A 22,212-nucleotide genomic window follows, 5' to 3' on the forward strand; every position below is an offset into this window, starting at 1 on the left:
TTTCTATCGGCTGGTTGTACGCAAATTGGAATGTACAAACAGACTGGTGATACTCTTGTTCTCAAAAGCATGTTTAATGGCTACTGAGAATAATGCTGCTACAGAGATCACTTTTATCTTGGAACTGGTCTTTTTTACCGGAATGGTATTACATACCACCAATTCCTCCAGCACACTGTTCTCTATATTCTCGTATGCTTTTCCACTGAGCAGCGGGTGGGTGATAAATGCCCTTACACTGCGTGCCCCCTTTTCCTTGATCAGTGAGGCACATTTGGCCAGGGTACCGCCGGTATCACAGATATCATCAATAATCACTACATCCCGGCCTTCCACCTCCCCAATCAGCCGCATCCCGGCTATTTCGTTGGCTCTTTTGCGGTGCTTGTCGCAAATCACCATTTCCGCATTGAAATAGCTGGCAATTTCACGGATTCTGTTGGTTGCCCCTACGTCAGGGGCCGCAAAGGTAAGGTTTTCCAGCTTTAATTGCTCCACATAAGGGATAAAAACGGCATGACTGTCCAAATGATCCACCGGGATATCAAAATAGCCCTGAATCTGGGGTGCATGTAAATCCATCGTAATCACCCGGTCTGCGCCGGCAGCTACTAACATATTGGCAACCAGCTTACTGCCTATTGCCACCCTGGGCCGGTCCTTGCGGTCCTGTCGGGCATAGCCGTAATAAGGCAGTACGGCAATGACTTTATAGGCAGAAGCCCGCTTGGCGGCATCGATCATCAGAAGCAGTTCCATCAGATTTTCCGCCGGAGAATACGTGCTCTGAATCAGGAAAATATAATCGCCCCGGACACTTTCCAGGTAATTGGGAGAAATCTCTCCGTCCGCAAATCGCTGGATATTGATCTGACCCAGGGTACAACCGAAATGCGCGCAGATCTCCGCCGTCAGCTCCTGGGAAGCGGTTCCGGCGAATATTTTAGCAGAATGGGGAATGGGGGAAGCTGTATGCATGATAATTGTTAAGATATGCGGCGAAGATATTTTTTTTTATCTTTTTTCGGGGTATGTTTTTAAAAAAATCACCCGTCTTAAATTTCATTCCCCGCTAAGTCGGGCGGGGCGGGCCTCACAGCGCATTTCGGCCGAAAAGTGCTACCTTGGTATTATGGAGACAAAGCGCGGTATTAAAAATTGGGCCCCGGATGACCGGCCGCGGGAAAAGCTACTGACCATCGGTGCAGCACAGCTCAGTAACGCCGAACTGCTGGCCATTCTGATCCATAACGGCACCCCAAACCGGTCTGCTGTCGAACTCGCCCGGGAAATCCTGAAAAAAGGCGCCGATGACCTCAATGAGCTGGGCCTGCTCAGCCTGAAGGAGCTGATGCAGGTCAAAGGGATCGGTGAAGCCAAGGCCATTACCATTGCAGCCGCCCTGGAACTGGGCCGCCGGCGGCAGCTGGGAAGCCTGCCCCATCGGGAAATCATCCGGGGCTCCCGGGAAATCGGTGTATTTCTGCGCGAAAGGTTTAAGGATTACCACCACGAAGTATTTGGCGTCGTCTACCTTAATCGGGGTGCCCGGATGCTGGGTTATGACCTGGTCAGTGAAGGCGGTATCACCGGAACCGTCGCTGATCCCCGGATCATCCTGAAAAAAGCCCTGGAAAAAAACGCGGTAAGCATCGTATTATTCCACAACCACCCCTCCGGCAGCCTGGAGCCCAGTATGGCAGACGTCTACCTGACCGATAAGATCAAGGCAGCCGGATTATTGCTGGATATCAAGGTCCTGGATCATATCATCGTCAGCCGGGAGGGTTATTACAGCTTTGCCGACCACGATCGTCTCTAAGTCTTAATGAAAACCGGATAAGGTCGCTGTAAACATCCCCCGCTCCCTTTTCTGGGTGAACACATGCCAGTTGCCATAGTACCGCAAAACGGCAGGTACCAGTAATTTACCAAAGCGGGTCAGCTGCACTTCCATATGCACGTCAAAATCATAAGCCCCGGTATTATAACTCAGGTCGTAATTGCGTCCGAGGATTTCAAAACTCTTGTCCGCAAACCAGGTCGTCATATTGTCGTAGACGATCCGGTCCCGCTGGGCGGAGCTGAGATCCGGTCTTGCCTTGATGGTAAATTTATAGGCATCCCGGCCATTATAAACTTCAAAGTCGATACTGAAATCATAGTACTCCGTAGCCCGGGGATCGAAAATATTACTCTTCTCCCCCATCAGCGGAATCCCCGGAATTTTCTTGCCCGGATTGAAAAAAAGCATTTTAAGCTGTTCCTTTCTTTTGGCGATGCCTGATTTATTTCTGGGATTGAGGCCCGCTTTACCCACAATATTGGTTTCACCGCAGACCCGGCCTTCGGTAAAAAAAAGGCTGGCATAGAGTTCGGCTGTGTAATAATTATAATCCCCCCGGCGGTCCAGCATATCGCCGGTTACCTGTTCATAGGCCTTGGTCATGGTCCTGCAGCCGTTGCGGTAGGTCTGGGTAGTTTTGCTGTTCAGCGAAGCGATCTGCCGGCCGGCCTTGTTCTTCATCACAATATTGTTCAGTGAGGTAAAGCCGAGAACACGCAGGTTTTTGAATGCCTTGTAAAAAGTCGTATCGTTTTTGACCCTTCTGATGAAATCAGGTACGTTGAGATCGTTGCGCACCACTACCTCACTTAAGGTGATCACTTTTATCAGGGCATCGGTCTGAAGCGAATCCGGATCGGTCTGGGCCCGGACCGTCAGGAGGGTGCCCAGGATCAAAAAACCGGTCAGACAAAATGATTTCATAAAGCCAAAATAAAGTAAAACCCTGTTAAGGGCGCTTTAAAACTGCGCCTCAGGAACCAAAGGACATGCGGTAATCTACCCGGATCTTACCGGCAGCGATATCATTGAGCTTGCTTTTGAGCAATTTTCTTTTCAACAGGGGCAGGTGATCTATAAAGAGCTTGCCTTCAATATGATCATATTCGTGGAGAATGACCCTGGCGGAAATTCCGGTGAAAGTCTCGGTGTGCAACTCAAAATGTTCATCTTCATATTCCAGGGTAACGGATTCGGGTCTTTTGATGTCTTCCCTTACTTTGGGGATGCTCAGACAGCCCTCATTATAAGCCCAGGGGGCACCGTTGAGTTCTTTGATATAAGCGTTTATAAATGCTTTTTTGATGCCGGCATCTCCGGGATACTGTTCCTTTTCTTCTTCGTCTTCCATGCTTTCGAATATCTGCACGGTATCCACGACAAATAACCGGATGGAGCGGTTGATCTGGGGTGCCGCCAGGCCCACCCCGCTACTGGCATACATGGTCTCCCACATATTGTCAATCAGGGTCTGCAGATCCGGGTAGCCGGGTTCAATTTCTTCGGCCACTTTTCTAAGTACCGGGCTGCCGTAGGCAACTATAGGTAAAATCATAAATGCAAAGTTACTGAAAAGCGCAGGATATCACCGGCGCTCCGAAGGGAAATGTTGGCTCCTTTTACCGGCCCAGGTATTCCTGGAGCATGATGGTGGCGGCGATTTCATCTACCAGGGCTTTGTCCCTTCGCTGCTTTTTTTTCAGGCCCATTTCCAGCATGGCATCCCGGGCCATTTTCGAAGTATAGCGTTCATCTACGGTTTCGATGGGCATCGAGGGAAACTGTTTTTTGAGCTTGCCGATGATCTTCTCCACCAGAGGGGTGGCATCGGTAGCGCTGCCGTCCCAGTTTACCGGCAGACCGATCAGTATTTTTTCCACGGCTTCCTGACTGAAATAGGTCTTCAGAAAGGGAATCAGTTCTGCCGAAGGAATGGTTTTCAGGCCGGTGGCAATCAGCTGCAGGGGATCGGTTACCGCGATCCCGGTGCGTTTCAGGCCATAATCTATAGACAGTATCCGGGGCAATTTTTTATTTTAGGTTTGATTGACTTTTAATTTTCCTGTGTGTAGGGAAGGCCCGGTTCTTTAGCCGGCATGGGAAACGAAAAGATCGGCTATCACAAAAGCCGCAAATATCACTGAAGCAATGCCATTGGCCGTCATAAAAGCCAGGTTGACCCGGCTCAGGTCCCGGGGACCAACAATACTGTGCTGGTACCATAACATACCGGCGAAGACCGCTACCCCGGCCCAATACAGCCAGCCAAAGCCACCGGTAAGTCCGGCGATTACGACAGCCGATGCGCTGAGCACATGTAACAGGGAGGACACCCGCAGGGCAGGTCCCGCACCCAGGGCGGCCGGAATCGAATAGAGTTGCTGTGATTTGTCAAAAGCCTCATCCTGCAGGGCATAGATGATGTCAAATCCACTGACCCAGAAGACCACCGCCAGCGAGAACAGGATGGGCAACCAGTCAAACCGGCCGGTTACGGCCAGGTAAGCGCCAATGGGCGCCAATGCCAGTCCGATACCCAGTACCAGATGACAGAGTGCCGTAAATCGCTTGGTAAAACTGTATCCCAGCACCACCAGCAGGGCGACCGGGGACAGAAAAAAGCAGATGGGATTGATCCACCAGGTACAAAAGACAAAAAGCAGGCAGTTCGCAATGGTGAACCAGAGGACATGATCAGCCCGCAACAGCCCTGCGGGAATCTCCCGGACAGCCGTTCGCGGATTCCGGGCATCGAACTGCCGGTCCAGGTAACGGTTGAAGGCCATGGCGGCACTGCGGGCAAAGACCATACAAAGGATTACCAGCACAAATACCAGCCATTTTTCGCGGAAAAAAGCCAGCAGGGAATCCCCGAAGGAAGGATAGACCCCGGCATCACTCCAGTAACTGAAGGCCAGTACCCCCAGAAAAAAACCGATCATCGCAAAGGGCATCGCGAAGATGGTATGCGAAAATTTGATCAGGCTCAGGTATTTCTTTGCGTGCTGCAATTTATGGTTGTTTTAAAGTTCTGCTGACCAGTTCCCAGAGAACCACACCGGCAGCGGTAGCGATATTTAATGAATGTTTCATGCCCCATTGCGGGATTTCGACGGCACCGTCACAAAGGGCAATGGTCTCCTGCTCCACCCCCGTTACCTCATTGCCGAAAACCAGGGCAATGGGCGTCCCTTCCGTCCAGGGCAGCCGGTTCAACGGCAGGGCACCACTTACCTGCTCTACCGCATAGATAGCATAACCCGAGCGCCGCAGCGCTTCGATGGCGGCCGGGCCATTGGCAAAATGCTGCCAGCTGACAGATTCCTCTGCACCCAGGGCGGTCTTTTTGATTTCCTTGTGCGGCGGCCTGGCAGAATAACCGGTGATATAAATCGCTTCAATCAGAAAAGCATCACTGGTCCGGAACACACTACCGACATTATAGGCACTGCGAATATTTTCCAGCACAACGATCACCGGCACCTTGCGGGTACCCCTTACCTCTTCCACCGATTTACGGCCCAGTTCCGCCATGGTTAATTTTCGCATCGCGCAAAAATAACAAGCTTCTGCCAAAACGAGCAAATCACGATACGGGCCCCTTCAAAACAGAACAGCCGACAGAAAATCTGCCGGCCGCTCCTGAGGATACGGATCAAAACTTATTGATTGCCGAGCCCTATATTATAGGCCAGGCCGATGCCGATCATGCCGGCATTGTATTTCTGGGTCTGATTGCCCACCTGGATACTGCCTTTGTCGCCGGTAAATACCTTGGCATACTGCGCAAAAATATTCCAGTGGCGGTTATGGTAGCCTATTTCAGGCTTGAGGTAAAATCCTCCTGAAGGGCGATCTGCGCCTGAATTGGCAGCCACTTTATCGTCTCCTGTAAGGGCCCCGTAGCCCAGGTCGGTACCTACATAAATGCCTTCCGCTCTGGGATAATAGCGGATCAGCGCGGCTACCGGTACGACCCCAAAACTATTATTGTCGATGGTCGTACCCCCCAGGTCATTTTCTTTACCAAAATGGTGCTGGTATCCGGTCGCGATCCCCAATCCGAAATGCGGGGTAATCAGGTTCTGATAAGCCAGGTCGATGCCGGCGGCTGCGGCTGCATTATTGGAGGGTACCGAAGCGCCTGCCAGGGCACCGATTTTCAGTGTGTTTTTCATGCTCTGTGCCTGTACGCCCAGGGAGCCGGCGAGCAGGGCCAGCCCCAATACTGCTACATTTCTCTTTTTCATAACTAAGGTTTTAAAATTTTCCGAACGGGTTCCCCTGCCAGGGCAAAAGGGAACATCACCTGTTCACCGACCTAGAGGCAAAGGCCATGCCAAGCTGCCGGAATTTGATCCATTTCAGGAAGCAGGAAAAGAGATAGACCGCAGTCAATCAAAAACTTAAGTGGCAAAAATTAAATTTTTCGTAAAGCTTTGCGCCCTGCCGCTCCTGCCATCGAACCTGGCAGGTTGCGCCGACCCGCAACACCGATACTGGTGAACCAGGCCAGGGAAAAACCCGCCCTGCGGGATTATTCAGGATCCTGGTGAAATTGCGCCAGTTCGCGGACCACACGACTGACGGGGAGTCCCATAACATTATAAAAATCTCCATGTATCGACCGGATGCCTACCACACCAATCCATTCCTGAATACCGTAGGCTCCTGCCTTATCATAAGGCTGGTATTGCTGTACATAATAACGGATCTGCGCTGCTGTCAGCGGATGAAAAACCACTTCCGTGCTGTCTGCAAACAGCAGCTGCCGGCTGCCCCTGAGCAGGGCGACGCCGGTAATGACCTGATGGGTATGCGCCTGCAGCCGGGTGAGCATATCGATGGCTTCCTGCCCGGTGCGGGGCTTCCCCAATACCTGGCCCCCGGCTACCACCATGGTATCAGCAGCTAGAATAATCCGATCCGGTTCGCAGACGGCCTGTACCGCTTCCGCTTTCCGCAGGGCCACGGCGATAGCTGCCTCACGGCTATCCATATCCGGGTCAAAGGATTCGTCTGTGGGTTGTACCCTAATCTCAAAGGGGATTTCTGCCCATTCGAGTAATTGTTTCCGACGGGGGGACCCCGAAGCCAGGATGATTTTTTCAGTCATAATTATGGGCGCCTACCGCAACCGGATGTCAAAGGTAAATATAGAAAAATACCATCGACAATATTCCGGTCAGCATCACGGTCTTGGTCAGGTTGCTTAAATGATGATAGTCTGCCGTCGTGCCGGCTTTTAATAATTTCAGGAGAATATGGATCAGGGGGGCAATGATCAACACCAGGCAGTAGATCACGGCCAGCCACCATTGGAACTGCAGGATATAAAACTGAATGATCAGCAGGCTGAGAATAAGGATCATCAGCCATACTGCGATATACACTTTTGTCACATTGACGCCCCAGACCACGGGCATGGTCCGGCAGCCGTATTTGGCATCACCGGCCCGGTCTTCAATATCTTTAATCGCTTCCCGGATCAGCGAGATAATAAACGCGAAGCCGGCATACAGTATTGCATACCGGAACAGCCGGACCTGACCGGGATCAATACTGCCCAGGGCATCCCGAAGAGAGTATTTGGAAAGAAATATAATCGCAATGGTCCAGGCAGTGAGCAGGGACACCACGATATTGCCAATCAGCAGGTCTTTTTTAAACCTTGCAGAATACAGCCATAACAGAATAACGCAGCAGATATTGGCCACGACAAGGTACCAGCGGGAAAAGAAATTTACGGCGATAGCCGTACACAACACACCGGCCACACTCAGCCCCAGATGCCAGGCCAGTGCCCAGCGCCTGCTGAGCAGGTTGCCCAGCACCATTTTATCGGGCTTGTTGATCCGATCAATATTGATATCAAAATAATCGTTGATGATATTGCCGCCTGCCGCAATAAATACCGAAGCCAGCACCAGCAGCACAAACTGAAAACCATCGTGATCCGGCACCCGCGTCGCATAGACGGGATAATAAATACAGAACTGAAACAAAAGCTGTGTCAGCGCAATAAAAACCAGATTGGGCCATCGGATCAGCCTGAAAAAAGCGTTGATAAGCGCCATATTAATTCATGATTGCCGAAAGGGTCAGGCAGATACGATTTCCGTATCCACTTTCCAGTCGTTATTTAATTTCAGCACTTTCTCAATGACTTCCCGGACACATCCACCCCCGCCGGGCTGGGTAGCAATATAGGAAGCCGCATGCTTAACATCCACTGCTGCATCTGCAGGACAGGCGCCGATCGCCACAACGCTGAAGACGGGCAGATCAGGCATATCATCGCCCATAAACAGGACTTCACCGGCATCCAGTTGATATTTTACCATCAGTTCCTGCACCAGTTCTTTTTTATGCTTCACGCCAAAATAAATTTCTTCAACCCCCAGATAACGGAGGCGGCTTTCAATACCACTGGGAGCACCACCGCTGACAATAAAAACCCGATAACCTTTTTTGATGGCCAGCTGGAGGGCATACCCGTCGCGGGCATTGGTGATCCGGGCCATTTCACCGCTTTCCAGTACCAGTATGCTGCCATCGGTCAATACACCGTCCACGTCCAGAATAAAAGTTTTGATATGCTCCAGGCCACCCAGTATATTCATATAATTGATTTTGCTACAAAAGTAGGGGCTTCCACCAAAAAACCTAACGCAGAACAGCCTAGGGCATGGAAATACTTTCGGTCATCAGCTGGTACAACCTGCGCAGCTTCGGATAAGCGCTAAGTAGTTCCAGGTGTTTTTCGATAGTGGTCTCATCTCCTCTGGCGGCAGGTCCGGTCTGCATCGCAGCGGGTGAAAAATCCTGGAGCCGGGAAAAGGTATTTTCTACCAGCGGCAATAATTCCCGGAAGGCAATGCCTTCTTTCTTGCAATAGGCTTCCGTAAGGCTGAACAGGTGGTTGGTGAAATTATTGACCAGCACCGCGGCCAGGTGAAGTTTACTGCGTTTATCCAGATCGGCGTTTAAGGGTGCATGACCGGAAATGGAGCTGGCCAGCCGGGTCAGTACCGTCCGGGTAGCTTCGTTTGCCGCTTCAATATAAATAGGAAGTTCGGGGATATCCTGCTGTTCTTTGCGGATGCTTTGCAAGGGATAAAAAACGCCGTAGTTTCCGGAAACAGGCGCCAGTACCTCCATCGCTACCGCACCGGCGGTATGGGCCACCACCTTCCCTTCCAGCCGCAGGTCGGCCGCCAGGCCCGGCAAAGCTTCATCACTGACGGCAAAAAGATAACAATCCGCGTCCCGGTTAATCAGGCTCAGGTAATTGGCCGATTCCGTATCCCATTCATAAGCCAGTTCAGATGCAGTGCTGGCATTGCGGCTGATGATCTGCAGGATCTGATGTCCCGCTGCTACAAATTTACGGCCCAGTACGGCCGCGATATTCCCCGAACCCAGAATCACTAATTTCATCTATTCAGTTTTACTAATTTCAGGACCTGCATGCCGGCGCCTGTTACCGGTTTGTCGGCGATCAATATTTTCAGCTGTTGTCCGGTTGCACCCAACAGGGACTATCTTCGCCTGCGATGAAAATACAAAATTTTCTGATCCGGTATTTCAGAATGGAAATTCAGTTCCTGGCCCGGCTTTCCAAAAGAAAAGCCGCTGACCGGGCATTTCAGATCTTCTGTACACCCTATACCCGGATGCGGGCGGACCCGGCCCTGTACCGGGACGCCATTCCCATCCGGTACCGCTTCGGGAACAAAACCGTGGAGGGCTATCGCTGGCACCCGGAGGGGCAGAAAAAAATCCTGATTGCCCATGGATTCCGCTCGGCTTCAGCAAATTTCGTATCCCTGGCCCGGCAACTGGTCGAAAAGGGCTATCAGGTACTGGCCTTTGATGCCCCGGCACATGGCAGCAGCGCTGGAAGGCAGCTGAATGCCCTGCAATACAAGGAATTTATCGGTGCCCTGATCCGTGATTTCGGACCCTTCGATGCCTACCTCTCCCACTCTTTCGATGGCCTGGCGACAGCAATGAATCTGGCAGAAATGCCACATAGCGCTGCTGTACGCGCCGTATTTATTGCACCGGCGGCCAACTCCCGTGTATTGACCGAAGTTTTCTTTAGGGAATTGCGGATACAGGATCCGCTTGTTCAGCAATATTTTTATGAAAACATCCGGCGGCTCAGTGGCAGGGATATTGACTGGTTCAGTCTGCAACGCTGCGCCGGAGCGATTGCCGCCCGTGTGTTATGGGTGCATGACCATGATGATGACCTCACACCCGTAAAGGATGCGCTGGAACTCCGACAGGCCGCCTTACCTAATTTCAGCTTTATACTCACCCGGGGACTGGGACATCGCCGGATTTATCGGGATCCCCACACGATCGCTGCGGTACTGGATTTTCTCTGAGCTGCCAGTCCTTTTTTGTGGCAGTTGTCGAATAGGATGGGTATACCTGCAGCCATCGGCCACTCCGAATTGAACCGACCCGCTGATTTTTACCGGGACCTGAATTTCGCTAAAACCCGGGCCCCGGGCGGCATCGGACGCCCTGAAACCCAGGCATCTGACCGAAAGAGTTTTGAGTTTTCAGCGGCATTAATGAAAAAAATATTAATCTTGCCTACAATATCACCGGCTGTGACAGTTACATTTAGTGGAGAACGGCGGGTGGTCAGGCCGGTTCGCTGCCATCCCGGAATTGTTCAGACTGGAACGGTAGCTGTCATTTCGGCAATAGCGACAAGGCAATAGTGACAATTTATAAAAGCATACCTGTATTATATATATGGCGAAGAATTTATTGATAGTGGAGAGCCCCGCAAAGGCAAAAACAATTGAAAAGTTTCTGGGTAAGGATTTCCAGGTAAAGAGTTGCTTCGGGCATATACGGGACCTGGAGAAAGCCGATATGGGCATCGATGTGGCAAATCAATTTGCCCCCCGCTATGTGGTCAGTGAGGGTAAGGAAAAAGTCGTGCGCGAACTGCGAAGCCTGGCTTCCAAAAGTGACGAAGTCTGGCTGGCTACGGATGAGGACCGGGAAGGGGAAGCCATCAGCTGGCACCTCTGCGAAGTGCTGGGACTGAACCCGGAAACCACTAAAAGGATCGTTTTTCATGAAATCACCAAACCGGCCATACAGGGAGCAGTAGCACAACCCCGTACCCTGGACATGAACCTGGTCAATGCCCAACAGGCCCGCCGGGTACTTGACCGTATTGTGGGTTTTGAACTGAGCCCGGTACTCTGGCGCAAGATCAGCGTCCGCAACAACCTGAGTGCCGGAAGGGTGCAAAGTGTCGCTGTCCGGCTGATCGCTGAAAGGGAAAGGGAAATCAACGCTTTTCAGTCCCAGAGCAGCTTTAAGACAGAAGCCCAGTTTACCGCCACTGATACCAGCGGCAAATCCCTGTCCTTCCGTGCCGAAGGGCGGCGTTATGAGAACAGTGAGGGGGCTGAAGCTTTCCTGCTTTCCTGCAGGGGTGCGGATTATACCGTATCCAATATCCAGGTAAAGCCGGGCAAACGTACACCGGCGGCGCCTTTTACCACTTCCACCCTGCAGCAGGAAGCCAGTCGTAAACTGGGGTATAGTGTCAGCCGCACCATGCAGATCGCCCAGCAGCTCTATGAAAACGGGCATATTACTTATATGCGTACCGACAGTGTTAACCTGAGTGATACCGCACTGGGCGATATTACCCAGAACATCCAATCGATGTATGGGGACAATTATCACCAGTTCCGTCGCTATAAAAACAAGAACCAGAGTGCACAGGAAGCCCACGAAGCCATCCGGCCTACTTATATGTCTCAAACCAGCGTGGACCGTGAGGATTGGAAAAGATTGTATGACCTGATCTGGAAACGCACGATGGCCAGCCAGATGGCGGATGCCCAACTGGAGAAAACAACCGCAACGATTGATATTTCCACGAATAAAGAACAGTTGACCGCCAGTGGTGAAGTGATCAAATTTGAAGGCTTTCTGAAAGTCTATCGCGAGGATCGCGATGAAGAGGATATCAGTGAAGACGACACACAGGATGGCATGCTGCCCCCTTTAACGGTAGGTCAGTCACTGCCCCTGATCTATATCAAGGCTTCCGAGAAATTTACCCGGCCTTCACCCCGTTATACCGAGGCTTCCCTGGTTAAAAAACTGGAGGAACTGGGTATTGGCCGGCCTTCCACCTACGCCCCTACCATCTCCACCATCATTAAAAGAGAGTATGTTGAAAAGCGGGACAAGGAGGGTGTCCTACGAGACAGCCGCGTACTGACACTGCAAAAGGATCAGCTCAGCAAGGAGACCCTGCAGGAAGTTACCGGCGCAGAGAAATCCAAACTCTTCCCGACGGACCTTGGCCTGGTGGTTACAGATTTTCTGAAGCAGTATTTTGATGATATTATGGATTACGGCTTCACGGCCCGAATTGAAAATGAATTTGATGAGGTAGCGACCGGCAAGCTGCAATGGAATAAAATGATCGATGATTTTTACAGTCCATTCAAGTCTGATGTGGACAAGACCATCGAAACCGCGGAACGTATCAAAGGTGAAAGAGAGCTGGGCACTGATCCTGAATCCGGCAAACCGGTGATTGCCCGTATGGGCCGTTATGGTCCCATGGTGCAGATCGGTACGGTGGACCAGGAGGAAACACCGCGGTTTGCATCCCTGCAGAAAGGTCAGAGTATCGAAACCATCAGCCTGGAACAGGCCCTGGATCTGTTCAAGTTACCCGCCGTGCTGGGCAGTTTTGAGGATAAGGAAGTATCGGTTAATATCGGCCGCTTCGGCCCCTATGTGAAGCTGGGTGAGGAATTTATTTCGATCCCCCGGGGCGAGGACCCCTTCAGTGTGAATCTGGACCGGGCCATTGAACTGATCCGTGAAAAACAGCAGGCGGACGCCCCGATAGCGGTCTTTGATCAGAAGCCGGTTACCAAGGGCAAGGGCCGTTTTGGTCCCTTTATCAAATGGAATGAGATGTTCATCAACGTGCCCCGGCGCTATGATTTTGAGCATCTTTCCGAAGCAGACATCAAGGAACTGATCGAAGCCAAAATCGAAAAGGAAGCCAACCGTTATATCCGGCAATGGCCGGAAGAAAAGATTGCACTGGAAAATGGTCGCTGGGGTCCTTTTATCCGCTTTGGCAAAAAAATGGTAAAACTCGGCCGCAAGCCCGATAATGAAAAGTATACCGCAGAAGAACTGGCGGATATTCCGCTGGAAACCATCAAAAGTATGATTGAAGCCGAACTGCCGGATGCTTTTAAAAAGCCGGCCAAGAAAGCGGCCGCGGGCAGGAAAAAAGCAGCACCAAAGAAAAAGGCAGCGGCAAAGAAAAAGGGAAAGTAAAACCAGCATCATTTTTGTGGGGGTTTCAGTGATAAAACCATTTTAACTTCTAAATAATAACAAGATGAAAACCCTCCTGACTGGCCTCTGTCTGCTGTTGCTGTCCGCATATAGCAGCCAGGCCCAGACAACACTGACTGCATCCGAAAGAAAGGAAGCCCAACTGTATTTCCAGGCAGGCGCCGATAGCCTGCACAACAGCATTGCAGGATTGAGTGAAGCCCAACTAAACTGGAAACCCCAGGACACGGTCTGGAGTATTGCCCAATGTGTGGCCCATATCGCTTTGAGTGAGAATGAGATCTTTGAATGGGCGCAGCAAACCATTCAGTCAGCACCACAAACCGATACCAGCGGCAGGCCGACAGATGCGCAGGTAAAAGCCATGGTGGAAAGCCGGAGCCATAAAGTAAAAACCCATGCCAGCCTGGAGCCCAAACACCAGTTCAGCAATGCAGCCGCTGCACTGGCGGCATTTGATACCAGCCGTGCATCCCATATCCGCTATATTGCCGACACAGAGGAAGACCTGCGTCATCATATCTCTGAATCACCCCTGGGCCGCCTGGATGCCTACCAGGTGCTGTTATTAGTGAATGGTCATACCCTGCGTCATGTGGCCCAGATCGAGTCTGTAAAAGCGATGGAAGGATTTCCGGCAAACTAAGACCCTACACGGTTCTTCGGGAAGCTACCCTGACAGCAGGCCAACTGTATCCAGCTTCCAAAAGCTGTGGGGAAAGTATTGCGCTGCCCATGGCATCACTGTCCGTCTTCCGGACAGCCCTGCCATCGCCGAACCGGTCTGCCCCTTGGTGGCGGTAAAAAAACTGATCTTTTTTAAATTCCGTTGAAGCTTCATAAAACCGCTACCTTTGCTCCCCTTTTTTTAGAAGACCGGTATGTTCTACTCCTACAAATCCGAAGCCCGCAATACCATTCGGCTGGCACTCCCCATTATTTTCGGGGAGCTGGCACAGATGAGCCTGCACCTGATCGATACCGCGATGATCGGCTATACCGGCTATAAACAACTGGCGGCAGCCTCCCTGGTGCTGAATGTCATCAATATCCCTTTTATTTTCGGAATCGGCATTACCATCTCGGTGGCCCAAATGGTATCCCTGGCCCATGGCAGGTATGACAAACAGCTGGTCTCCCACTATTTTTATAACGGTTGCTGGCTCTGCATGGTCTGTGCCATCCTGATCTCCGGCGGATTGCTGCTGGCAACGCCGGTGCTTACCCACCTGGGGCAGGATCCGGAAGTGGTGCAACTGGCACTGCCTTTTATGAACCTGATGAGCCTGTCGATCATTCCCATGATGGGCTTTATGACCCTCAAGCAGTTTGCAGACGGACTGCAGTATACCAAAACCGCCATGACCCTGTCCATTCTGGCCCTGCCTTTGAATATCCTGCTGAACTGGGTACTGATCTACGGTCACTGGGGTTTTCCCAGGATGGAACTGATCGGCGCAGGTTATGCCACCCTGATCACCCGCAGCCTGATCTTTCTGATTCTGGGTTGGGTGATCCTCCGGCACCGGATCTTTAAAAAATATATGGCCGTGTCCAGAAATCAATGGCGCCTGAAAACCGCAACGGTCAGGCAACTATTGAAAATCGGTATCCCCAGCAGTTTGCAGATTGGTATGGAAGCCGGCGCATTTGCCGGTTCCGGCATCATTATCGGTACCATTGGCGCCCAGCAGCAGGCAGCCCACCAGATTGCCCTGGCCTGCGCTTCTTTCGCTTTTATGGTATCGATGGGGCTTTCTCAGGCCGGGTCCATCCGGGTCAGCCATGCCTACGGAACCAGTAACTGGCAGCGCATTGCGGTCATCGGTAAGAGTACCCTGGCACTGGCACTTTCCTACGGCGCCATCTGCTGTATCCTGTTTATGGTTTTTAAAAACCAGCTGCCTCTTTTATTTAATCACGAAACCGGTGTAACGCATATTGCCGGCGGACTGCTGTTGCTGGCCGCTATTTTTCAGATTCCGGATGCCATTCAGGCGAGCAGTGCCGGGCTCCTGCGTGGCATCAAGGATGTCAATATCCCGACCGCCTTTATCTTCGTGGCTTATTGGGTGCTGGGTATTCCACTGGGCTGCCTGATGGCCTTTGGTTTTGGCTGGAATGAAAAAGGCATCTGGGTGGGCTTTATCAGCGGGCTGAGCTTTTCTGCGCTGGCCCTTACCTTACGGTTTTTAAAGAAAGCAAGGCCAAAAACCTCCCCTGCACAACCTGGCAGCAAGCATACCGTCGCATCAGCCGGACAACCTTAAGCGGCTGCCGGATGCCGGTGCCATCAGGTTACCGCCTCGCCTTTCGAAAAACGGAAACGCAAAGCCCGGGAATCGTATTTTTTCACTGCCGCATTCCCCGGCGCATCCGAAGGATTCTTATACGATTGTACTGCTGCAACAGTAATGTCGTTATATTGTAGATCAAATTGGCCAGCGTAATCCAAAGGCCCAAAAGCCCGTCGCCACTGGTAATTGCATAGACAGCCGACCCGCAGAAAAACAAAAAACAGCTCCAGTGAAACCGCTCGTACATGGAAATCGTCTGCAGGTAACTGTCCAACTGTTTCCGGCCGGCTATCCGGGCATGGGACTTCGGGTCTTTGATTCGTTGAACCCAGTCGCCATCCTGTACAAATTTCCGGAACCATAAAACCCCTAAGTTTTTATAGAAGGCCGGCCGATGACTGAACTGCCATTTTTGAAAAATTCCGGAGGGTAGTAAAAAAATGAAAAAGGAACCGCCCAACAGCAGGTAAAAACAGGTATTTACTCCTTTGGAAATCCAGCACCAGAGGACCGGCGTGAACGCAAACAGGCTCCAGCATAAGTTGATGGATTGATTCAGCAATTCTATTTTTACAGATCGGGCCATGGCATCATTTTAAACAACCGGTAAACTGCGCATCCAAAATTATTCAATTTAAGCCGCAAATGACCGGCAGCCCCGAAATAACCCTGTCGGTTTATCTGTAGCCGGCCGGGGAAATTTAAACAATCAGTGGCAGCTTGTTGTTTACCAATTATTGTTCAACCCAACAAGGAAGGTTTGGGTTCCTATGTTGAAAAATTGCCCACAATAAATGAACCCATTCCACTTGAATGAAATACCCTCCCGGCCAACGAAGGCCGGTGCTTAAACTTTTAAAAAAATCAAATGAAGAAAACAAACAAGATCGCCCTTATTACCGGTGGCAGCCGGGGACTGGGCAGGAACATGGCACTGGCATTGGCCGGAAAAGGAATAGATATTATTCTGACCTACCATTCCAACCAACAGGCAGCTGCGGAAGTCGTTGCGGCAATTGAATCCCAGGGAAGCAAGGCCTACAGTCTGGCCCTCGATACCAGCGCGGTACATACCTTTGACGCTTTTGTAGCCCATTTAAAAGAACTTCTCGAGCGCGAAACAGGCAGCGCCCACCTGGATTTTCTCATTAACAATGCGGGAACGGCACTCTATGCGCCGGTTACCGAAGTGACCGAAGAACAAATGGATAATACTTTTAATATCCATTACAAGGGAGTATTCTTTCTCACCCAAAAGATACTTCCCCTGCTCCAGGCTGGTGGTGGTATTGTAAATGTCTCTTCCGGACTCACCCGGATCACCATGCCCGGCACTTCTGTCTATGGCTCCCTGAAAGCCGCTGTTGAAACCCTGAGCCGGTATCTGGCAAAAGAACTGGGTCCCCGGAATATCCGCGTGAATGTGATCGCACCTGGTGCTATTGAAACCGATTTCGGAGGTGGACATGTCCGGGATAATGAACAGGTAAATGCACAAATTGCAGCTGCTACCGCATTGGGTAGAGTGGGCCAGCCTGACGATATTGGCGGTGTGGTAGCCTTCCTCTGTTCCGAAGAAGCATACTGGATTACCGGACAACGCATCGAAGTTTCCGGGGGGCAGCAACTATAAGAGAAATCCGGCCGCTGTAATAAGCGGGTTAAGAATCTTTCCAATGGCCTGGCCGGGGCATGCTTGATGCCTTCGTAAAACCGTCCTGGCCAGGTCGATTGGTCCGGTTCTAATGGACAGGACCATGAAGAGCACAATCCGGAATATGCCTGGAAGCCGGAAGCTGGAACCTGGAATCGCAGGTTCCTGCCTGCACACGGGCTGCGCTGAACAGAACCGAATAGGCAAAATACATAACTTATATTAGTCTAAATTTAAGTGCTTTATGTTGCATATCTAAACATAATCTTAATAAATCAGCTACTATATCCTGTAATACAGGATGACCTCAATTTTCAAAAATCAGCTAAAATTCTGGCAAAATATAACGGCCTCAATTCAAAAGGTTATATAATATTGGTCTTTAAATTATTATAAGTTGTATCTAAATATATTTTAGATGCTTAAATTGGAGTATTTGCTGCCTGAATTAGCCAGTATGGAGCAGCCGATGACGGGTTTTGGGTCAGGATTTCGGAATTTAAAGCAATCCATCCATGAAATATAAAATTAGACAGTTATCTACATGAATATAAATGCATATTCGAGGTTATATAATAATTAATATGATATAAGCGCTGCGACCGCCCTTTGAACAGAAACTTGGGAAAATATGCAAATTTGTAGTTTTCATTACATGCTGATACTCCAATGTATATGAACGATATATAATATTTATATGTAGATAATAACGTTAATTTGTTAAAGTGTATCCGCTCAGGCCGGTCTAATGCTCCCCGGCTTGGAAAGCAATGAAATCTTTCCTAGCTTTGCTGCTATGCGAAAAGTATCCCCCTATATAATTTTAGGAACGGAGCCAGCCAATCTGAAGAAGGGGTCATCCAACTGCCTTCCCTTTGCCGGTAGCCGCCTTTTTGCCTTTTCAAATCTGAAAGCCTTCCATATCTAATCCCCGGACCATTTTCGGGTTTCGGGGTCACCATTATTTAGACAATCCATTTTTAAGCGCTGAAGGGCCGATAAGGCTATTGCGCTGATACAGCAATATACCCTGCCGGGTATAGGCTAAAATTTATCCGATATGAAACCAATTATTTTTTTGGAAGAAGACCATCAATTATTAAGTAAATCATTACAGGAAGATCCTGAATTCCTGTCCTTATCCGACAAGGAGAAAAAGCAGATTACACAGCGACTGGAATCGGGACAACAGGTCAGCAGTGCGGACTTTCCTAACCATGTTTCCCGCTTACACGATCAGATCACACTAAGAAATATTAAAACCAGGGAGAACCTGCGCTTTAGAATTGTTCCTCCGGGTGAACAGGAACCCTGGAAAGGAAAAATTTCGGCCATCTCTCCTTTGGGGGTCCTGCTGATGGGCGTAACGGAGGGTGATGGCATCAGTTGGCAGACTGAAAAGCGAAAAAAACAATTTGTAGTGATGGAACTCAGAAATGCCATGTACATCTAGGCAAGTCAGACTGATAGGTAAGGCAGTACCGTTTGGTACTGCTTTTTTTTGCTGGGAACACCCCGGATCTCGTATTGGCTGAAAGCCTCCGATACTTATATTTGCGCCTTCCAATCCTTTAAAGGCCCATGCGTACTAAAACAGTCTTGTTATTTCAGCCGGAACGGTTTTTTTCGAAAAAACCGGCCATCACGATTAAGCAATGGGTTAAAACACCGGAAGGCATCCAGACCGGAGATTGTCCCATGACCCGGCCACAGCTCAAAACCTGGTTTAAAAGCATGCCGGATGATATGATTCAGTGCCTTCTGAAACTGACACCGGCCGCACTGGAAACACACCGCTGTGAACTGATCGCGCAGACAACCTATATCAAGGATGCAAAAACAAAATCCCATACCGTAGAAAAAAACCTGGAGAAACATATTTATACCCTGATGGGCGCGCTGCGCCGGCAGCAAACGGCTTTCTGGTATCATGAAGTTACTATGGGGGACAGACGGGTACAGCAAACTAAATGCCTTTTCCATGGGTACCCGGTAGAATTGATGGGCAGGCTGGAAAATGAATCCGGCAACCCCAGACTGAAACTGTTCGTAGAAATAGGAAAGGAACGCTATCCCCTGCATCAGTTTCAACGCTACTTCTTTTTGCTGTTAAAGGACGATACCTACTATCAGCTGTCTCCCAAAAGCTATGAAGCGATTCAGTGGTTACTTGATTCAGGCTATTTAGCGGCATTACCGGAAGACAGCCATGACCTGGATGCCCTGCTGGATCAGCTGGGTGAATGGGACCTGCGCATAGAGCGCCCTGCCCTCTCGCAGGAAAATATCCTGGCGCCGGAACCCCGGTCGCAGGTGCTGCTCACTGAAATCAGCGGTAGCTTTTTAAAACTGGAACCGCAGTTTGATTATGAGGGCATCATTATTGACGGCCCTTTTGAACCCCTGTTCAAAACCACTATTAAGGGCAGGCCGGTTCAAATCCGGCGGCATGCCGAAAAAGAGGCGGAACTGGTGGATTTTCTCCGGGCACTTCACGGGAATTTTGAACGGCAGCAAAACGGCTTTTTTCACCTTAGTTTCGCAGAAGCCCAGAAGAAAAGCTGGTTTCTCAAAACCTATCATCTGTTGCTTGAAAAAGATATTGCACTGGTTGGCATTGATTTGTTAAAACATTTCAGGTATGCGCCTTACAAAATTGAGACGACCATCCTGAACCAGCAATCCTCGGGTGATTTTATAGCGCTGGAGCTGCGCGTAAATTTTGGCAGGGAACAGGTACCGGTTCTAAGCCTCCAAAAAGCCTTACTCAACAACCAGAAAGCCGTGCTGCTCAAGGATGGCAGTCTGGGTGTTTTCGGTGAAGAATGGCTCAACCGGTATGGATTATTATTGAAACACGGCAAAATCACCGGGAACCAGCTGCATATCGCCCGCTGGATGCTGCTGGGAGATTCCACGACGCCAGAACTGAAGGACCCGGTATTCCAATTGGATTTCAAGGACAACTGGTATGCTAAATGGAAACAATGGGAGCAGCGGCAACAGCAGGTTTATCCCCTGCCCGCCGGACTCCGGGTTGAAGCGCTACGACCTTACCAGCATGATGGCTATGAATGGATGCGCCTGCTGGAAGAAGCGGGTGCCGGTGCCTGTCTGGCCGACGATATGGGATTGGGTAAGACCCTACAGACCATTTGTTTCCTGCTGCACAAGATACAAACGGTACCGGGTGGAAAACACCTGATTGTGGCGCCCGCCAGCCTGCTGTTCAACTGGCAGAAAGAATTTGAGAAGTTTGCTCCGGGGATCAGCTCCCAGGTATTGCATGGCAATAATCGTGACAAGGAAGCGATACACCAGCCAGGCACCCAGGTGTATATTACCAGTTATGGTACCATGCGGCAGGATATAGATATATTGCAAAACCTGGTATGGGAAACCATCGTACTGGATGAAAGTCATAATATAAAAAATCCCCAGGCACAGACCACCCGGGCCGCCTGGCAGCTTACGGCGAAAACAAAGATTATTCTGAGCGGCACCCCCATTATGAATTCCACGGCCGACCTGCACAGCCAGCTGCATTTTCTGATGCCGGGGCTCCTGGGTAGTCCGGAATTTTTCAAAAGGGAGTATGCCATTCCCATAGAGCAGCAGGCGAATGAAGAAAAGGCGGCCGTATTACAGAAACTGATCCGGCCCTTCCTGCTGCGCCGGACCAAAGAACAGGTGGCCAGTGACCTGCCGGCCCGTACAGAATCCGTGGTCTGGTGTGAAATGGGTACCCGGCAACGAATGGCCTACGATGAGATCAAGGACAAAATCAGATCCAATATTTTTACCGATATCAAAGCCCATGGTCTGAACAAAGGAAAACTGGGCATCCTGGCGGGCCTGACGAAATTGCGCCAGCTCTGCAATAGTATGGAACTGGTCAGCGAAGCTTCGGTCACTGGTACCGAAAGTGTCAAATCCGAAATTCTGATCGACGAGCTCAAAGGAATTATTCCCCAACATCGGGCACTGGTCTTTAGTCAGTTTACCTCCACCCTGGACCTGATTCAAAGAGACCTGCAGACCGCCGGTATTGCCTGCCTGCGGCTGGATGGAACAACAGCCGTACAGGAACGACAGCGGCTGGTGGATGAATTCCAGTCAGCGCAGGGTGAGGCATCCGTATTTTTATTGAGTCTTAAGGCCGGCAATACAGGGCTGACACTGACCCGGGCCGACTATGTTTTTCTCTATGATCCCTGGTGGAATGCGTCGGTAGAAAATCAGGCCATTGACCGGACCCACCGGATCGGGCAGGAACAGCAGGTCTTTGCCTACCGCATGATTTGCAGGGACAGCATCGAAGAGAAAATCATCGATCTGGCACAACGGAAAAAGAAACTGGCCGAGGACCTGATCTCAGTAGATGAAAGCCTGGTGAAAAGCCTTACGATGGAAGACCTGGAATTCCTGCTTTCCTAAAATGTGTATTAGATCTATGGAAAAAGCATTGAGGGGTTATCGGAATGCGCAGTGGCGGGTCGTTTATTTTCAGGAAGTCGATGATTGAGTTCCTGATAATGCGTAAATTGTGTTGTTAGGCACAAGCTGAAAAAAACGTGACCTTAAACAATGTACCTTAAATACAACATCAAATACAGAGAACTATGAAAGCTAAAATATTAATGACATTTTCGGTTGCTGCAACAATGCTTATTGTCGGATGTCAAAATGCAGAAAAGAAAAATGAAGGCGCACTGAATATCAATCCAACGGAAATGAAACTAATTGGAACTGTAAGCGACCGATTTCAATCTTATAATGTAGAAATGGTTGAAGTGGTAGGTGGAGAATTTTGGAAACCTTACAAAATGATGGACAGTCTGCCGTCTGCCCAAGCTACCACCACCTATGATGTGTCGCAGAAAAATCCAGCGCTGTATCGCAAACTTAACCCTGTTGATTTAACCAACAAACGAATTTTAAATTTGGCCAAAGCCCTTGCCCCTGCCTATGTACGGGTGAGCGGCACCTAGACAAATGCCACCTACTTTCAGGATAATGATCAGCCTATCCAACCC

Annotated in this window: 21 protein-coding genes; 9 read left to right on the plus strand and 12 right to left on the minus strand. The window is 50.2% G+C overall.

Translation table 11 applies throughout. The annotated features are described in order from the left end of the window. Positions 1-3 precede the first annotated feature (3 nt). Positions 4-978: a ribose-phosphate diphosphokinase gene (locus ACYVI9_RS16435; RefSeq protein ID WP_460766703.1), complete on the minus strand. Its 975-nt coding sequence runs from the start codon at positions 976-978 to the stop codon at positions 4-6. Positions 979-1,132: 154 nt separating this feature from the next. On the opposite strand from ACYVI9_RS16435, the gene radC reads away from it, so the two are divergent. Continuing rightward, positions 1,133-1,822, plus strand: coding sequence for a RadC family protein (radC, locus tag ACYVI9_RS16440; RefSeq protein WP_460766706.1), 690 nt, complete (start codon positions 1,133-1,135; stop codon positions 1,820-1,822). Positions 1,823-1,825: 3 nt separating this feature from the next. Here the strand turns inward: radC and ACYVI9_RS16445 are convergent, their stop codons facing one another. The 10 genes from ACYVI9_RS16445 to ACYVI9_RS16490 all read right to left on the minus strand — a co-directional run bounded on the left by ACYVI9_RS16445 (position 1,826) and on the right by ACYVI9_RS16490 (position 9,286). Next, positions 1,826-2,770: a hypothetical protein gene (locus ACYVI9_RS16445; protein ID WP_460766708.1), complete on the minus strand. Its 945-nt coding sequence runs from the start codon at positions 2,768-2,770 to the stop codon at positions 1,826-1,828. A gap of 49 nt (positions 2,771-2,819) precedes the next feature. Continuing rightward, complete coding sequence (gene def / locus ACYVI9_RS16450; RefSeq protein ID WP_460766711.1) at positions 2,820-3,401, minus strand: peptide deformylase; 582 nt, start codon at positions 3,399-3,401, stop codon at positions 2,820-2,822. A gap of 64 nt (positions 3,402-3,465) precedes the next feature. Beyond that, on the minus strand, positions 3,466-3,873 hold the full coding sequence (gene ruvX / locus ACYVI9_RS16455; RefSeq protein WP_460766713.1) for a Holliday junction resolvase RuvX: 408 nt from the start codon (positions 3,871-3,873) through the stop codon (positions 3,466-3,468). A gap of 60 nt (positions 3,874-3,933) precedes the next feature. Then, positions 3,934-4,857 (minus strand): UbiA-like polyprenyltransferase, encoded by a 924-nt coding sequence (locus tag ACYVI9_RS16460; RefSeq protein ID WP_460766715.1) that lies wholly within the window; start codon positions 4,855-4,857, stop codon positions 3,934-3,936. A 1-nt stretch (position 4,858) separates the two neighbouring features. Continuing rightward, positions 4,859-5,395, minus strand: coding sequence for an RNA methyltransferase (locus tag ACYVI9_RS16465; RefSeq protein ID WP_460766717.1), 537 nt, complete (start codon positions 5,393-5,395; stop codon positions 4,859-4,861). 113 nt (positions 5,396-5,508) lie between these two features. Then, positions 5,509-6,096: a hypothetical protein gene (locus tag ACYVI9_RS16470; protein ID WP_460766719.1), complete on the minus strand. Its 588-nt coding sequence runs from the start codon at positions 6,094-6,096 to the stop codon at positions 5,509-5,511. Positions 6,097-6,383: 287 nt separating this feature from the next. Further along, on the minus strand, positions 6,384-6,962 hold the full coding sequence (locus ACYVI9_RS16475; protein WP_460766722.1) for a Maf family protein: 579 nt from the start codon (positions 6,960-6,962) through the stop codon (positions 6,384-6,386). Between the two features lie 28 nt (positions 6,963-6,990). Beyond that, positions 6,991-7,923: a geranylgeranylglycerol-phosphate geranylgeranyltransferase gene (locus tag ACYVI9_RS16480; protein WP_460766724.1), complete on the minus strand. Its 933-nt coding sequence runs from the start codon at positions 7,921-7,923 to the stop codon at positions 6,991-6,993. 24 nt (positions 7,924-7,947) lie between these two features. Next, positions 7,948-8,469, minus strand: coding sequence for a KdsC family phosphatase (locus tag ACYVI9_RS16485; protein WP_460766727.1), 522 nt, complete (start codon positions 8,467-8,469; stop codon positions 7,948-7,950). A gap of 58 nt (positions 8,470-8,527) precedes the next feature. Then, positions 8,528-9,286, minus strand: coding sequence for a Rossmann-like and DUF2520 domain-containing protein (locus tag ACYVI9_RS16490; RefSeq protein ID WP_460766729.1), 759 nt, complete (start codon positions 9,284-9,286; stop codon positions 8,528-8,530). A 116-nt stretch (positions 9,287-9,402) separates the two neighbouring features. Here ACYVI9_RS16490 and ACYVI9_RS16495 point away from each other — a divergent pair, with 116 nt between their 5' ends. From ACYVI9_RS16495 to ACYVI9_RS16510, 4 genes are all read left to right on the plus strand, one after another. Further along, on the plus strand, positions 9,403-10,242 hold the full coding sequence (locus tag ACYVI9_RS16495; RefSeq protein ID WP_460766732.1) for an alpha/beta hydrolase: 840 nt from the start codon (positions 9,403-9,405) through the stop codon (positions 10,240-10,242). Positions 10,243-10,621: 379 nt separating this feature from the next. After that, complete coding sequence (topA, locus tag ACYVI9_RS16500) at positions 10,622-13,204, plus strand: type I DNA topoisomerase (protein WP_460766735.1); 2,583 nt, start codon at positions 10,622-10,624, stop codon at positions 13,202-13,204. 64 nt (positions 13,205-13,268) lie between these two features. Beyond that, positions 13,269-13,871 carry a DinB family protein gene (locus ACYVI9_RS16505; protein ID WP_460766737.1) on the plus strand — a complete coding sequence of 201 codons (603 nt, stop codon included), beginning with the start codon at positions 13,269-13,271 and terminating at the stop codon, positions 13,869-13,871. Positions 13,872-14,106: 235 nt separating this feature from the next. Further along, positions 14,107-15,495 carry an MATE family efflux transporter gene (locus ACYVI9_RS16510; RefSeq protein ID WP_460766740.1) on the plus strand — a complete coding sequence of 463 codons (1,389 nt, stop codon included), beginning with the start codon at positions 14,107-14,109 and terminating at the stop codon, positions 15,493-15,495. 82 nt (positions 15,496-15,577) lie between these two features. Here the strand turns inward: ACYVI9_RS16510 and ACYVI9_RS16515 are convergent, their stop codons facing one another. Further along, positions 15,578-16,108: a glycosyl-4,4'-diaponeurosporenoate acyltransferase CrtO family protein gene (locus ACYVI9_RS16515; RefSeq protein ID WP_460766743.1), complete on the minus strand. Its 531-nt coding sequence runs from the start codon at positions 16,106-16,108 to the stop codon at positions 15,578-15,580. 282 nt (positions 16,109-16,390) lie between these two features. Between ACYVI9_RS16515 and ACYVI9_RS16520 the strand changes: the two genes are divergently transcribed. The 4 genes from ACYVI9_RS16520 (at position 16,391) to ACYVI9_RS16535 (ending at position 22,167) form a co-directional block, all read left to right on the plus strand. After that, positions 16,391-17,155 carry an SDR family NAD(P)-dependent oxidoreductase gene (locus tag ACYVI9_RS16520; protein WP_460766745.1) on the plus strand — a complete coding sequence of 255 codons (765 nt, stop codon included), beginning with the start codon at positions 16,391-16,393 and terminating at the stop codon, positions 17,153-17,155. 1,081 nt (positions 17,156-18,236) lie between these two features. Continuing rightward, on the plus strand, positions 18,237-18,629 hold the full coding sequence (locus ACYVI9_RS16525; RefSeq protein ID WP_460766748.1) for a GreA/GreB family elongation factor: 393 nt from the start codon (positions 18,237-18,239) through the stop codon (positions 18,627-18,629). A gap of 128 nt (positions 18,630-18,757) precedes the next feature. Then, positions 18,758-21,613, plus strand: coding sequence for a DEAD/DEAH box helicase (locus ACYVI9_RS16530; protein ID WP_460766751.1), 2,856 nt, complete (start codon positions 18,758-18,760; stop codon positions 21,611-21,613). A gap of 185 nt (positions 21,614-21,798) precedes the next feature. Further along, complete coding sequence (locus ACYVI9_RS16535; protein ID WP_460766754.1) at positions 21,799-22,167, plus strand: hypothetical protein; 369 nt, start codon at positions 21,799-21,801, stop codon at positions 22,165-22,167. Positions 22,168-22,212: the final 45 nt, after the last annotated feature.

The organism is Niabella terrae (assembly GCF_054783135.1).

Coding starts and splice junctions, on each gene's coding strand:
- ACYVI9_RS16520 (WP_460766745.1), top strand. CDS start 16,391: ATGAAGAAAACAAACAAGATCGCCCTTATTACCGGTGGCAGCCGGGGA.
- topA (WP_460766735.1), top strand. CDS start 10,622: ATGGCGAAGAATTTATTGATAGTGGAGAGCCCCGCAAAGGCAAAAACA.
- ACYVI9_RS16525 (WP_460766748.1), top strand. CDS start 18,237: ATGAAACCAATTATTTTTTTGGAAGAAGACCATCAATTATTAAGTAAA.
- ACYVI9_RS16490 (WP_460766729.1), bottom strand. CDS start 9,286: ATGAAATTAGTGATTCTGGGTTCGGGGAATATCGCGGCCGTACTGGGC.
- radC (WP_460766706.1), top strand. CDS start 1,133: ATGGAGACAAAGCGCGGTATTAAAAATTGGGCCCCGGATGACCGGCCG.
- ACYVI9_RS16510 (WP_460766740.1), top strand. CDS start 14,107: ATGTTCTACTCCTACAAATCCGAAGCCCGCAATACCATTCGGCTGGCA.
- def (WP_460766711.1), bottom strand. CDS start 3,401: ATGATTTTACCTATAGTTGCCTACGGCAGCCCGGTACTTAGAAAAGTG.
- ACYVI9_RS16475 (WP_460766722.1), bottom strand. CDS start 6,962: ATGACTGAAAAAATCATCCTGGCTTCGGGGTCCCCCCGTCGGAAACAA.
- ACYVI9_RS16515 (WP_460766743.1), bottom strand. CDS start 16,108: ATGGCCCGATCTGTAAAAATAGAATTGCTGAATCAATCCATCAACTTA.
- ACYVI9_RS16535 (WP_460766754.1), top strand. CDS start 21,799: ATGAAAGCTAAAATATTAATGACATTTTCGGTTGCTGCAACAATGCTT.
- ACYVI9_RS16485 (WP_460766727.1), bottom strand. CDS start 8,469: ATGAATATACTGGGTGGCCTGGAGCATATCAAAACTTTTATTCTGGAC.
- ACYVI9_RS16480 (WP_460766724.1), bottom strand. CDS start 7,923: ATGGCGCTTATCAACGCTTTTTTCAGGCTGATCCGATGGCCCAATCTG.
- ACYVI9_RS16530 (WP_460766751.1), top strand. CDS start 18,758: ATGCGTACTAAAACAGTCTTGTTATTTCAGCCGGAACGGTTTTTTTCG.
- ACYVI9_RS16465 (WP_460766717.1), bottom strand. CDS start 5,395: ATGCGAAAATTAACCATGGCGGAACTGGGCCGTAAATCGGTGGAAGAG.
- ACYVI9_RS16445 (WP_460766708.1), bottom strand. CDS start 2,770: ATGAAATCATTTTGTCTGACCGGTTTTTTGATCCTGGGCACCCTCCTG.
- ACYVI9_RS16435 (WP_460766703.1), bottom strand. CDS start 978: ATGCATACAGCTTCCCCCATTCCCCATTCTGCTAAAATATTCGCCGGA.
- ACYVI9_RS16505 (WP_460766737.1), top strand. CDS start 13,269: ATGAAAACCCTCCTGACTGGCCTCTGTCTGCTGTTGCTGTCCGCATAT.
- ACYVI9_RS16470 (WP_460766719.1), bottom strand. CDS start 6,096: ATGAAAAAGAGAAATGTAGCAGTATTGGGGCTGGCCCTGCTCGCCGGC.
- ACYVI9_RS16495 (WP_460766732.1), top strand. CDS start 9,403: ATGAAAATACAAAATTTTCTGATCCGGTATTTCAGAATGGAAATTCAG.